General features: G+C 64.7%; 12 protein-coding genes and 1 tRNA gene. 3 read left to right on the forward strand and 10 right to left on the reverse strand.

Annotated features, from left to right (window positions below):
* Positions 1-77: 77 nt before the first annotated feature.
* Both ACW5W4_RS18540 and ACW5W4_RS18545 read right to left on the reverse strand, forming a co-directional pair.
* Positions 78-506: an LPP20 family lipoprotein gene (locus ACW5W4_RS18540; RefSeq protein ID WP_427260441.1), complete on the reverse strand. Its 429-nt coding sequence runs from the start codon at positions 504-506 to the stop codon at positions 78-80.
* A gap of 41 nt (positions 507-547) precedes the next feature.
* Entirely contained in the window at positions 548-1,168 is a 621-nt protein-coding gene (locus tag ACW5W4_RS18545) for a FlgO family outer membrane protein (protein WP_456690372.1), read from the reverse strand.
* Positions 1,169-1,331: 163 nt separating this feature from the next.
* On the opposite strand from ACW5W4_RS18545, the gene ACW5W4_RS18550 reads away from it, so the two are divergent.
* Positions 1,332-2,486, forward strand: coding sequence for a flagellar assembly protein FlgT (locus tag ACW5W4_RS18550; RefSeq protein WP_408796485.1), 1,155 nt, complete (start codon positions 1,332-1,334; stop codon positions 2,484-2,486).
* Positions 2,487-2,535: 49 nt separating this feature from the next.
* A tRNA-Arg gene (locus tag ACW5W4_RS18555) sits at positions 2,536-2,612 on the forward strand.
* Between the two features lie 129 nt (positions 2,613-2,741).
* On the opposite strand, the gene ACW5W4_RS18560 is transcribed toward ACW5W4_RS18555, so the two are convergent.
* The 5 genes from ACW5W4_RS18560 to ACW5W4_RS18580 all read right to left on the reverse strand — a co-directional run bounded on the left by ACW5W4_RS18560 (position 2,742) and on the right by ACW5W4_RS18580 (position 8,650).
* On the reverse strand, positions 2,742-3,968 hold the full coding sequence (locus ACW5W4_RS18560) for an aromatic amino acid transporter (protein WP_456690373.1): 1,227 nt from the start codon (positions 3,966-3,968) through the stop codon (positions 2,742-2,744).
* A 251-nt stretch (positions 3,969-4,219) separates the two neighbouring features.
* A complete protein-coding gene (locus tag ACW5W4_RS18565; protein ID WP_456690374.1) occupies positions 4,220-5,434 on the reverse strand; it encodes an aromatic amino acid transporter in 1,215 nt (404 codons plus the stop codon).
* 69 nt (positions 5,435-5,503) lie between these two features.
* A complete protein-coding gene (tnaA, locus tag ACW5W4_RS18570) occupies positions 5,504-6,970 on the reverse strand; it encodes a tryptophanase (protein WP_456690375.1) in 1,467 nt (488 codons plus the stop codon).
* A gap of 202 nt (positions 6,971-7,172) precedes the next feature.
* Positions 7,173-7,289: a tryptophanase leader peptide gene (gene tnaC / locus ACW5W4_RS18575; protein WP_111873301.1), complete on the reverse strand. Its 117-nt coding sequence runs from the start codon at positions 7,287-7,289 to the stop codon at positions 7,173-7,175.
* 143 nt (positions 7,290-7,432) lie between these two features.
* A complete protein-coding gene (locus ACW5W4_RS18580; RefSeq protein ID WP_456690376.1) occupies positions 7,433-8,650 on the reverse strand; it encodes a 4Fe-4S binding protein in 1,218 nt (405 codons plus the stop codon).
* 395 nt (positions 8,651-9,045) lie between these two features.
* Here ACW5W4_RS18580 and ppk2 point away from each other — a divergent pair, with 395 nt between their 5' ends.
* Complete coding sequence (gene ppk2 / locus ACW5W4_RS18585; protein WP_427261067.1) at positions 9,046-9,876, forward strand: polyphosphate kinase 2; 831 nt, start codon at positions 9,046-9,048, stop codon at positions 9,874-9,876.
* Positions 9,877-9,916: 40 nt separating this feature from the next.
* Here ppk2 and ACW5W4_RS18590 read toward each other — a convergent pair whose 3' ends face one another.
* The 3 genes from ACW5W4_RS18590 to norW form a co-directional block, all read right to left on the reverse strand.
* Complete coding sequence (locus ACW5W4_RS18590) at positions 9,917-11,563, reverse strand: SulP family inorganic anion transporter (protein WP_456690377.1); 1,647 nt, start codon at positions 11,561-11,563, stop codon at positions 9,917-9,919.
* 305 nt (positions 11,564-11,868) lie between these two features.
* On the reverse strand, positions 11,869-12,210 hold the full coding sequence (locus tag ACW5W4_RS18595) for a DUF1971 domain-containing protein (RefSeq protein ID WP_456690378.1): 342 nt from the start codon (positions 12,208-12,210) through the stop codon (positions 11,869-11,871).
* Positions 12,211-12,262: 52 nt separating this feature from the next.
* Positions 12,263-13,226, reverse strand: a 964-nt coding sequence (norW, locus tag ACW5W4_RS18600; protein ID WP_456690379.1) for an NADH:flavorubredoxin reductase NorW, incomplete at its 5' end; no start/stop codon positions are given.

Genomic DNA, 13,226 nt, shown 5'->3' on the forward strand with positions numbered 1-13,226 from the left:
CAAAACAACACCCCCAAACCCGGGGGGGCCCGGGGGCCCCCCCCTGTCGTTTCTGCATCGGGTTGCTGCATCCGGGGCTAGAACTGCCCCGCCATCAGCTGGTTGAGGTGATAGAGGTTGCGGGTATCGAGCTCGAGCTCGGTGGCATAGGTGTTGCCGCGAGGATAGCTCGCCACCACCCTGGCGCCGCGCACCATGCCGGCCACAGACACATCCAGGGTGTTGGCGGTCTGGGTCAGATCCTTGTAGCTGCTGCGACCGCTCACCTGCTGGCCGTTGAGCTGCTCGGCCAGCTCCCGATAGGCATCCATCTTGGAGGCGCGGATGGCCTGTAGCATCTTCTCCGCCCGGGAGGGGCCGGGCTGGATGTCGATCACCCCATAGCCCACCGCCCTCAGCACGGGAAAGCCGTCCGGCTCGCTGGCACTGTTGCCATATTCCACCACGCGGTTGCCGCTGCAGCCGGTGAGCAGCAGGGCGAACAGGCATCCAATCAGGGTCTTCATCTTGTTTGCTTCCTCTCGATGGGTCACGGGCGCCTGGGCGCTCAGGGGACCAGATTGATCAGATGGCCCTGGGGCGTGGCCCCTGAGCCGCGCTGCAACAAGCCACGGTTGACCGAGGCCCGGCCGAACGAATTATTGGCCCCCGTCAGATACTGCTGGGGGATCAGGCTCTGGGCCGTGGTCTCCACCATCCTGGTGCGCAGGTCTATGATGCGGGCGTTGACCAGGATCCCCTGCTTGTTGCGGCTGAAGGTGCCGGTCAGGATGCGGGAGATGGGCAGCCTGGCGGAGAGATCCTTGTAGTTGCGGCTCATCACGAAATCCCCCTGGGGGGTCACCTGGATGCTGCCCGTGGTCTTGAAGTCCACCACCACCTCGCCACGCCGGTTGAGCTCGTAGATGAAGCTCTCCTCGATCTGCTGGCCCATCCAGTTGGTGTCTTTCAGGGTGTCGAGATCGACAAAGGAGGCGACGGCGATGGGCTCGGTCAGGGTGGAGAGGGACTTGCGCTCCATCAGCTGATCCGTCAGGCGGGCCACCAGCCAGTTCAACTCCATGCCGGGCGCGGCCTGGCGGGGATCCCCCACCTTGCGGTTGATGGGGTCGGAACCACAGGCAGACAAGGCCAGGGTGAGGGCCAATGCCGTGATCAATTTGTTCATGGATAAGGTTCCTGTCTCTGCGTCTCACCAGTTATCGGACGAGGCCGGCAAAGCTTGAGTGGGGAATAAGGCACGACTCTTGCTTTGTTCTTGCCATCTGTTGACCCGCACTCACGTCGGCACGGGATCTCCCTGCCCCTGCAAGGTTCATGTTATGACACCCATCAAGACATCGCTGCTCATCGCCCTGCTGCTGGCCGCCGCCAGCGCCCGGGCCGAACTGATCGAAGCCCAGGGCAGCGCCGCCATCCTGGGGGGAGACGAGGCCTACGCCCGCGAGCAGGCCACCCGGGATGCCCTGCGCCAGGCCCTTCTGGCCAGCGGCGCCGCCGTCTCCAGCGTGCAGCGCCTGGAAAACGGCAGCCTGAGATCCGAGCAGATCCAGATCCGCTCCGGCGGTGACATCCGCCAATACCGGCTCAAGCGGGAAGAGGTACGCAACGGCCGCATGTACATCACGGTGCAGGCCGATATCCAGGCCGAGCGCCAGATCTGCCAGAGCCAGCACTACGCCAAGGATTTGACGCTGGTACGGCTGCGGCTGCGTCACCCCGAGCAGGCCAGCTATGGCGCCCTCGACGATCTGCCGGCCAGCCTGTCACGCCGCCTGTTCGAGAAGCTGGCCGCCCAGCCCCAGGGGGTGCTGGCCCACCAATGGCTCGACGAGAACCTCGCCATCGACCCCCTGCACCTGCAACAGGGGGATCGCAGCGCCCTCGAAGAGATCAAGGCCCTGAGCCTGCGCACCGACAGCCAGTACCTGGTGCTCGGCAGCCTGGACGACCTCTCCCTCGAGCCCCAGGGCAACCGGCTGACCAGCTGGTATGAGGATCCCGTCCGCAGCTTTCGCATGCAGCTCTACCTGTTTGACGGCATCAACGGCACCCTGATGGGGCGCAAGGAGTATGAGGGACGGGCCGACTGGACCTTCGCCAAGCAGGAGCGGGTCGGCAGCGACAGCAGCCTGTTCTGGCACTCCAGCTACGGCCAGGAGGTGGACTATCAGCTCAAGGAGGCGGTGCAGGACATCCAGGCCCAGCTCGGCTGCGCCCCGGTCACCGCCCGCATCGTCGCCGTGGGCGAGCGCGGCCCCCACATCAACCTGGGGCGGCGCAACGGGGTCAAGCTCGGGGATCAGTTCCGCATCCAGCACAGCGCCGACTTCACCGATCCCTACGGCAAGGCCCGCATGCAGCGCAATCCCGCCAGCGGCCTGTTCGAGGTGGTCCAGCTGTTTGACGACGGCGCCATCATAGCGACACGGAACAAATATTCGCCATTTAACATCCAGGTGGGCGATTTTGCCCTATTGGAATAGAAATCAAGAGTTTAAAAGCGCGATTCTTTTTGTATAATGCACGCCACTCGCTCCCGTAGCTCAGCTGGATAGAGCGGTCCCCTCCTAAGGGACAGGCCACTGGTTCGAATCCAGTCGGGAGCACCATGATTTTCAAGGCCCCACCCTCGCAAGAGGGTGGGGCCTTGTGCTTTTTGGCTCTCACCGGTGCCGCCAGCGGCCATGAAAAACGGCGCCTGATGGCGCCGTTTATCCCTTCCCCAGCAGTGGGGAGGATCAGCCGGTGTAGGCGGGCAGCAGCCCCGCCATGTTGAGCAGGTGGAAGGCGGCGGTCAGCACGCCAAACAGGATCACCCCGCCAATCATGACCACGCCGCCCGGAGCACGAAAACCCTGGGGCTGGGCGTCGGCGTGGCCCTTGCCGGCACGCACCTTCCAGGCCAGCAGCGGCGGAATGATGCAGGTCCACAGGGTCGCCACGGCCCCCGCATAGCCGATGGCGATCAGGAAGCCGAACGGGAACAGCAGGGAGAGCAGCAGGGGCGGCAGGAAGGTCACCCCCCAGGACTTGGCGCGGCCGGCGCGGCTGTTGTCGAACTTGAACAAGTCCGCCAGGTAGTCGAACACCCCCAGACCCACCCCGATGAAGGAGGAGAGGATGGCCGCCATGGAGAAGCCGTTCAGGGCATTGGCCACCGCCTTGGACTCGATGACAGAGCCCAGCGCCTTGAGCAGGGCATCCACGTTGCCCCCTTGCTCGATCACAGGGCCGAACTCGCTGCGGGGCAGGTTGCCGAACACGCTCACCAGCCAGATAAGATAGAAGGTGAGCGCGATCAGGGTCCCTCCCAGGATGGCGCGGCTGGCGCGGCGCTCCTCGCCGTAGTAGGCGCGCATGGAGGAGACGGAGTGGTGATAGCCGAACGAGGTGAGCGCCACCGGCAGCATCACCAGGGCATAGGGGGCGTAGCTGACTTCACTGCCGACCCGGTCGAACAAGAGATCGAGGCGAATGTTCAGCGACAGGCCAGAGATGCCGAACACGAAGCTCAGCCCCATCAGGATCACCAGCAGCACAGAGATGCGATCCACCGCCCGGGTGGAGTGCCACACCAGCAGGGAGAAGACCAGGGTAAAGAGGATGGAGCCCAGCTGGCTGCCCATCCCCGTCATGCCGTCGATGATGAGACCGGCCGAGGTGATGTAGGCGTAGAGCAGGATGCCGCCGACGAAGTAGACGCTCAGGTTGTTGAGGGCGTTGACCTTCTCCCCCAGCAGATCCCGAGTCACGGTATCGAAGGAGACCCGCAGCGGGTAGCCCTTGTAGGACTCGAGCAGCATCCAGCCGGAGACCGTCATCACCACCATGGTCAGCACCACGGCGAGCACGGACCAGAGGGTCCAGGCCCCCGCCCCCGCACTCGGCAAGCCCAGCATGCCGGCCCCCACACAGACGCCGGCAATGATGCATGCCCCGCCCACCAACGATGGTTTCTGTTCCATTACTCCCCCAAACGGATTGTCGACTGATCGCGGCACGGCGCCGCGCTTCTCCTGCATTCGCCAGTGCTGGCGCCGGGGGACTTTACCCTGCATGCCTTCGGGTATCAAATCCGGGGGCAAAATGGGGCCAGGTCAGCTCGCAATCTCCCTTGGCCTGGCGGCGAAAGCGGCAGGGGTCGCCGCTCTCGTCCACTCTGACGACCGGGGTCGCCGCCATAGAGGGCAAACGGCGCCTCCCCCCCAGTCCTGGCTCAGCCCCCGTACACCGGCAAGATGCCCGCCATGGCCATCAGGTGGAAGATGGCGGTGAGCACCCCGAAGACGATGACGGCCACCACCATGGGCTGGCCGCCGGGGGCCTTGAACCCAACCTCGTCCGGGGCCTGCTCCCGGGACTTCTTCGCCAGCAGGGCCGGGATGATGCAGGCCCAGACGGTCGCCGCGGCCCCGGCATAGCCGATGGCCACCACGAAGCCGAACGGGAACATCAGGGAGAGCGCCAGGGGGGGCAGGAAGGTCACCGCCCAGGACTTGGCACGGCCCTGGCGGCTGTTGTCGAACTTGAACAAGTCCGCCAGATAGTCAAACACCCCCAGGCCCACCCCGATGAAGGAGGAGAGGATGGCCGCCATGGAGAAGAGGTGGATGGCGCTCGATACCCGCCTGGACTCGATCACCGAGGCCAGCGCCCCGAGCAGCACGTCCACGTCGCCCCCCTTGGCGATGACGGGACCGAAGGCGGGGCGAGGCAGGTTGCCGAAGATACTGAGCAGCCACAGCAGATAGAGCGCCAGGGCGATCAGGGTCCCCCCCAGGATCGCCTGTCTGGCTTTCTGCTCCTCGCCGTAATAGGCGCGCATCGATGCCACCGAGTGGTGGTAGCCAAACGAGGTGAGCGCCACCGGCAACATGGCCAGGGCATAGGGGGCGCGGCCCAGCTCCTCGGCGAAGGAGTTGAACAGCTTGGCGGTGTCAACCTTGCTGGCCAGCCCGGAGACCCCGAACACGAAACTCAGCACCATAAAGACGATCAGCACGACCGAAATCCGGTCCACCGCCCGGGTCGAATGCCAGACGAACCAGGAGAACACCAGCACGAACAGGACGGACGCCAGCTGGCTGTCGATGCCGAGCAGGCCCCCCAGGATCAGACCCGAGGAGGTGATATAGGCATAAAGCAAAATGCCGCCCACGAAATAGACGGTCAGATTGTTGAAGAAATTGATCCTGTGACCGAGCAGATCCCGGGTCACCGAGTTGAAGGAGGCGGTCAATGCGTAGGGTTTCAGGGCTTCCAGCAGCATCCAGCCTGAAACCGTCATGACGACCATGGTGAGCATGATGGCGAGGGTTGACCAGCTGGTCCAGGCCCCGGCTCCCGCGCTTGGCAGCCCCAGCATGCCGGCGCCGACACAGACGCTGGCAATGATGCAGGCCCCTCCGATGACGGACGGTGTTGATGTCATGTGTTGTCACTCCCGAAATTTCACAGAGCTGTGAAAAAAAGGGGCACCCAACAAGGTGCCCCTGACTCGTCATGCTTCTATCAATTTTTTCTGCGTCTTGCCCGCTGACGGGTCGTTATGCTCGACCTCTTTCAGTCTGGCGGTGAAGTGGCGCAGCACGGCCGGCTCATAGATGAAGTCCAGCCCCTTCACCCGGTGGGCGTTCTTCTTCACCTCGCCGAAGGCCTCGATGACAAAGTCCATGTGGGTCTGGGTATAGGTGGCACGGGGGATGGTCAGGCGCAGCAGCTCCGCCGGACAGGGGTGCTGCTTGCCGGTGGCGGGATCGCGCCCCAGCAGCAGGGAGCCTATCTCCACCGCGCGGATGCCGGCCACCTTGTAGAGCTCGCACGCCAGGGCATGGGCCGGGAACTGATCCGCCGGGATGTGGGGCAGCAGCTTGCCCGCATCCACGAAGGCCGCATGGCCCCCCGCCTGCTGGCACACCACGCCGATGGCCTCCAGTCCGTCCACCAGGTACTGCACCTGGCCGATGCGATAGGCCAGCCAGTCCTGGCGCATGCCGTCCCGCAGACCCACCGCCAGGCGCTCCATGGCGCCCCCTTCCAGGCCGCCGTAGGTCGGGAAGCCCTCCTGCACCACGCACAGGGTGCGGCACTCGGTGTAGACGTCCAGCATGCTGTCATCCTTGAAGCACAATAGCCCCCCCATCTGCACCATGGCATCCTTCTTCGCCGACATGGCGAGGCCGTCCGCGTACTGGTAGGCCTCTTTGGTGATCTCCTCAATAGACCAGTTCGCGTAGCCGGATTCCCGCTGCTGGATGAAGTAGGCATTCTCGGCGAAGCGGGCCGAATCCATGATGACGGGGATGTCGTACTTTCTGGCGATCTCGTAGACCGCCTTGAGGTTGGCAATCGACACCGGCTGGCCCCCGGCGGAGTTGCAGGTGATGGTGCTGACGATGTAGGGCACGTTGGCAGGATCCGCCTCCAGGATGGCCTCCTCCAGCTTGACCAGATCGAAGTTGCCCTTGAAGTCGGCGGTGACCGAGGTGTCGAACGCCTCCCTGGTGTAGACGTTCTTCGCCACGCAGCAGTTGATCTGGGTGTGGCCCTGGGTGGTGTCGAAGAAATAGTTGGAGAGCGCCACCATCTTCTTGCGATCCAGCCCCTTCTCCTGCTCCCGCTTCTTGATGAGCACGGGGATGTAGATCTGCTCGGCGCCGCGCCCCTGGTGGGTGGGGATGGTCAGCGAATAGCCGAAGATCTCCTGCACCGCCTGCTGCAGGGCATAGTAGCTGCGGCTGCCGCTGTAGGCCTCGTCGCCGCGCAGCATGGCGGCCTGCATGTCCTGGGTGATGGCGCCGGTGCCGCTGTCTGTCAACAGGTCGATGAAGACATCTTCGCTGTCCAGCAGGAAGGGGTTCATGCCTGCCCGGACGATGGCCTCCTCCCGGTAGGCGCGGGTAGTGCGCTTGACCGGCTCGATGACGCGAATACGGAAGGGTTCGGGCAGATGCTTGAAGTTTTCCATAATATAAACACCCCAGATTTGAATATTCAGAATGAGTCTCTTCCCCTGCCGAAAATAGAATATCCGGCAGGTAGGAAATATTGAAAATGGGTGCACGACATGGCCTCGCCAGAATAAACAGGCGAAGACGGGTGCAGCTATTTCAGTTCAGGAATGGAGGCGAGCTCGTGGCATGGCAGGCATGCCGCGCCGCCGCGGGGAATTACAGCGGGAAGAAGAACGCGATCTTGTGATCCAGGGTAAACCACTTGGGATAGCTGACCTTGATATTCATGTTGTTGCTCATCCAATTGAAATTAACAACGCCAAATAACAGCATCCATTATGGTGGGGAGCGCTATATGATCAATTGCAATATGAGCAAAGTGGGATGGCGCTAACAATTTGGCGGGGGATTTTTATACAGCTTATTATCGCCAATCCAAAAGATCCCCCCATCATCCACCTTTTGCCCTTTCCCCCTCAGTGGCTCAACCAGGGCAGCCGTTGCAGCAGCTCGTAGCGGTCAGGGATCGGCGTCTGGCTGACCCAGAGATCCAGCAAGCCGTAGGAGAGCAGCGGCAACACCAGCAGCAACAGGCAGAGCAGCCCCAGCAGCTGGCGGGGGGCAAGCCGGCGCGCCTTGCTGCCAAGATGCAGGGCATCGGCGCTTTTGGGGCAGGCGGCGACGCAGCTCAGACAACTGGTGCACTCCAGGCTTCGCACCGCCATGAGCTGGTGCACCTGGATGCGGGAGGGGCAAACCCGGCTGCACTTGTCACAGTCGTGGCCCTGGCTTCGCAGGCAGCGGACCGGGTCGCGGCGGATGCGCAGAGGTGTCAGCAGGCCGAGTAAAGAGAGCCAGGTGCCGTAGGGGCACAGATAACGGCAGAATCCTTGGCGGAAGCTGGCGGTGAGCAGCAGCACCCAGCCAAGGCACAGACCCGAGATCAGGTTCAAATTGAAGAAGAAAGCCCCCATCTTCATGTCAGCGGCCTGATGATAGGGGCTGGCCAGATAGCCGGGCAGGGCGGCGGCGGGTACCGCCAGCAATATGATGAAGAGCAGAAAGCCGAGCACCAGAAACTTCTGGCCGCGCAACACGGCATCGAGCCAGCGCGGCGGGGTCCACTCCCCCGGCAACAGGCGCGAGCGCAGGCCGTGCAGCCACTCCCCCGCGAGCCCGAGCGGGCAGAACCAGGCACAGAAGGCCCGCCCCAGCAGCAGGGCCGACAGGGATAGCACCAGCACGGTGACGGTGGCCGCCGGGTGGTGGGGGTCCGCCAGCCCCTGTCCGAGCCAGGCCCGCAGCCCGAGTCCGCCGGCGATGGGCAGGAAACCGTCCACCACGTCAGGGCGCACCAGCCAGGGGGGTATCCCCTGCCCCAGTTGCCAGACGTGCAGGCCGTACTGCACCGTCACCAGCCCCCAGCAGAGCAGCAGCAAGTGCCGCGTGCGCCCCCGCAGCCACTGGCCGTCGAGCGCCTCGAGGGCGGGCAGCGGCCGATAACGGTGCCAGAGGGCGAGCGCGGCGGCCACCAGCCCCAGGCCGAGCCAGAGCAGGCTGTCCGCCGCCAGCAACCAGAGCATGAGCAGCAGGCCGAGGGCGAGGCGCCACGGCCAGCCGCTACGCCCCTGCCAGGCCAGCAGCACCAGATAGGCCAGGCCGGCGGCCATGGTCACGGCTTCGATCAGGCTCATGCATCTCCCTCATAGCACTCATTCGGATAAGGGGGCAGGATAACGAACATCTGAGTTGATTATTTTGATCTGCATGGGCAGAGGGGGCCATTCACCCGGATTGGCCCCGCTCGTTTTCACCCTTTGCGGCTGTGGAACAGAAGCTGATCGGACGACCCTGCTCGGCCCAGAAGTGGATATTGAAGCGGCCTGTTCCGACGGTTCAATGCTGTGACCGGGGCAAAACGACCAGGCCAGCTGACGGGCCAGCGCGAAGAGAGTGCAGGGCTATCCATGATCTCGATCATCCCCCTCCCCCTCTTGTGCCTTGCGCGAAAGGGGCTTCATCTACGCTTGAAGTGCGCCGTCCGGGATGACGGCCACTCCCCATCCGTTTGAGACAAAAGAAGGACATCATGGCCAACAAGAAAAAAGGCAAGGCAGAACAAGCACAATCGGTACCGGTCACCGAGCCCAAGCCCCTTGGCAACAAGGCATACGAGAAGGAGCTGCGTCGCCTGCACGTGGAGCTGGTGAAGCTGCAGCAGTGGGTGGTGCACAAGGGACTCAAGGTCTGCATAGTGTTCGAGGGGCGCGACGGCGCCGGCAAGGGGGGCACCATCAAGGCGATCACCGAGCGGGTCAGCCCCCGGGTCTTTCGTGTCATCGCGCTGCCGGCTCCTACCGAGCGGGAGAAGAGCCAGCTCTATTTCCAGCGCTATATCCCCCACCTGCCGGCGGCGGGGGAGATCGTCATCTTCGATCGCAGTTGGTACAACAGGGCCGGGGTGGAGCGCGTCATGGGCTTTTGCAGCCAGGAGGCGAGCGATAAATTCCTGGCGGGGGCCCCCATGGTGGAACAGGCCATGGTCGACTCTGGCATCATACTGCTGAAGTACTGGCTGGAGGTGACCCCGGAAGAGCAGGAGCGGCGGCTGAGGGATCGCATCGACGATGGCCGCAAGATCTGGAAGCTCTCCCCCATGGACATCAAGTCCTTCGATCGCTGGGATGACTACACCCGGGCGCGGGATGCCATGTTCACCGCCACCGACACCGCCTGGGCCCCCTGGTTTGTGGCCCGCTCCGAGGACAAGAAGCGGGTGCGGCTCAACATCATCTCCCACCTGCTGAGCCACGTGCCCTACGAGGCGCTGCCGGCCGAGCCGGTCAAGCTGCCCAGGCGCAAGATTGGCAAGGTCAAGGCCTCGGAGCACCCGTTCCGGGTGATCCCGGAACTGTTCTGATCACCGTCAAGGGGCAGCCTCTGGCTCGCCCCTTGCTCGCTCACACTCTCTCCCTGCTCTGCTGATACTGGCGGATCGCCGCCCTGGCATTGAACAACATGCGGTTCGCTCCCAGCTGGTCGGCCAGCCCGCTGCGGCGCACGTTCTCGAGCACCCTGGGGTTGAGCCCGGCCAGCCAGAGGGTGACGCCCCGGGCGCGCGCCTGCTGCTCCCCCTCCATCAGCATCATCAGCGCCGAGTACTCCACGTCCTGTACCCGGCTCATGTCCAGCACCACCACCTCGGGCTGGTGAGTCTCGATCAGTTCGCGGATCCGGGCCGCCACATGCTGCACGTTGATGAAGAAGAGGCGCCCCTCAGGCCGCAGAATAAGCAGGCCCGGGATCGTCTCGTCATCGGGATGGCGCGCGACCAGCGGCCTCAGCACATCCTCCCCGGGTTTTCGGCCAATCACATAGACGGGCGGCTGCGCCGTCTGGCTGGCGAGTCCCAGCAGAGAGGCCAGGATGGCGACCACTATCCCCTCCAGGGTGCCAAACAGCAACACCCCCAGGCAGGCGATGGCGGCCCAGCGAAACTCCATCATGCGTATCTGCCCTATCTTGCGAAACTCCCCCGGCTGGATGAGCCCCACCGAATAGACGATGACCACCACCGCCAGGGTGGCGCTCGGCAGCCAGGAGAGCAGCGGGGCGAGGAAGATCATGGTGGCCAGCGCCATCGCGGCGGTGACGGCGGAGGCCCACTGGCTCAGGCCCCCGACGGAGCGCACCACGGCGGTCTGGGAGGTGCCGCCTCCCGCCGGCATGCTGCCGCAGAAGGCGCCCCCCAGGTTGGCCAGCCCGGTAGCCACCAGCTCGCGGTTCGGATTGATCTCGGGCTCTTCCTTGCCCACGAAGGCCCGCCCTGCGGCTATGGTCTCGGTGAAGCTCATCAGCGCGATACCCGCCGCCCCCGGCAGCAGCTGCAACAGCAGGGTCAGGTCCGGCATCGTCAGGGCGGGCAGGCCGGTGGGGATGCTGCCGACGATGGCGACGCCCGCCTCATTCAGGCCAAAGCCCCACACCAGGGCGATGCCGATGCCCACCCCCAGCAAGGGGGCGGGGGAATGGGGGAAGCGCCACTCCATGAACACCAGCACCACCAGGGTGACGAGGGCGACCACCAGGGTCAGCCAGGAGCTCTGGGGCAGGGCCTGACCCAGGTGGTAGAGATCCAGGAAGAAGTTCTCCTTCTGGATGTGCACCCCGAACAGCTTGGGCAACTGATCGAGGATGATCACCAGCCCTATGCCGCTCTTGAATCCCACCAGCACCGGCAGGGAGATGAAGTTGGCCACGAAGCCGAGCCGCAGCACCGCCGCCAGCATCAGCATGGCCCCCACCAGCAGGGTCAGGGTGGCGGTCACGGTGAGCAGCCGACCGGGATCCCCATCCGGCACCACCAGCCCGAGCTGGGTTGCGGTCAGGATAGCCAGCGTGCTGGTGGAGCTGACGCTGAGCACCCGGGAGGAGCCCAGCAGGGCGTAGAGCAACATGGGCACCAAGGCGGTGTAGAGACCGACGGCCACCGGCAGACCGGCCACGCTGGCATAGGCCATGGCCTTGGGCAGCACGACGGCCGCCGCGGTGACACCGGCCAACAGGTCGGACAGGGAGCGCCTTGGCGCCGATGCGGGTGATGACATCTTATCCTCCATGATTGCTTGTCTGGCCGCACGCCGGCAGGGCATGGCGCTCAAGGGCGGCCAGGTGCCACATCCTGAGCGCCTGGCTGCGGCGGGATGCAGGCGCGGCGTCAGGGTGAAGTGTATGCGCCAGCCTGACGCCAGACTGAATACTTTCATGTCGGCAAACGGCAACCGCCCAGAAGTGGGATCTCAAACCCGCTCTGGGCGCATTCATCCCCAGTGTCAACCAGGATGAACCCTGTGTCGGCGTGAGCGGCCATCGAAGTGACAGGCCCGACCTCGCGCCTCGCGACGGTGGAAGCCTACTCTTTGCGGCTGTGGAACAGCGGCTGGTCCGATTCGGCCTGCTCGGCCCAGAAGTGGATGTTGAAGCGGGCGTCTTCCGACAGCTCGACCCTGTGCCAATACTGGGGCGGGCTGGTGGCAAACTCCCCGGCCCGGATCACCAGGGTGAGCTCGGGCTGCTCGGCCTGTTCGTCGGCAAAGCCGTGATAGGTGACTGTGCCCGCCATCACGCAGAGCTGGCCGAACACCCCGGCCGCCGTGTTGTGGTGGCTGAGCAGGGCTGCGGGCACGTTGGCGCGGGTGAAGAAGGGGGTAGAGCGGCGCACCACCCAGTGAGACGGAATAAGCTGCATGGCCATATCAGTTCTCCTCAATCCGGCCGGGGCGCCCCGGCCTGGCGTAATCAATGAATCAACGGGGCAGCTGGCGCAGCAGCGGGAAGGCGGCGCTCATCTGGTCCCCCCCCACCACGAAGCCGCACAGCTCGCCATTATCGCCCCTCGCCTCGGCCACCATACCCAGGCCGTTCCAGCGGCACTGCCAGGCGAGATCTTCACCCCGGGTACGACCCGCCAGCTGCAGCGGGTAGCGCGGCGTTTTCACCTTCACCAGCATGGGGGGCAAAGTCAGCGGAGTGGGCGTGCCGAGCAGGGTCTTGGCCAGCGCATTGGCCCCCAGCAGGATGGGTTGCAGGAAGGGAAGCAGCTGACCCCGCCACTGCACGCAATCCCCCAGGGCGAAGATATGGGGGTCGCTGGTCTGCAGCCTGTCGTCGACCAGGATGCCGCGCTCCACTGCCAGCCCGGCCCCACGGGCCAGGGCCAGATTGGGCGCAAGGCCGATGGCGGCGATCACCAGATCCTGCTCGCAGGTTCTGCCGTCACTCAGGGTCACTCGCCAGGCATCGCCCGGCTGGGCATCAATCCTGGCGAGACCCGTCCCGAATTGCAGGCTGACCCCCTGGCTGCAGAGCGCCTGTTGCAGCGGCTGACTCAGCACTGCAGGCAACAGGGCGCTGAGCGGGCTGTCCGCCAGATCCACCAGCGTCACCTCTTTTCCTGCGCTCGCCATGTCCATCGCCAGCTCGCAGCCAATCAACCCGGCCCCCAGCACCAGGATGCGGCGGGCCTGGTGCAGCTGCGCCTCGATGGCGGCATACTCCCGCTGACTGTTGAGAGTGACCAGGTGTTCGCTGCCCGGCAGATCGGGGCGTACCGCGCTGGCGCCGGTGGCCAGCACCAGCTGGCCATAGGGAACTTCCCCCTGCGAGGTCAACAGGGTGCGCCGAACGGGGTCGATGCCGTGCACAGGGCAGTGGGGGCGCCGCCCCGGGGCGCCGAGGGGGGCCAAAAGAAAAACCCCCCACCCCGGGGGC

The organism is Aeromonas crassostreae, from assembly GCF_054052445.1.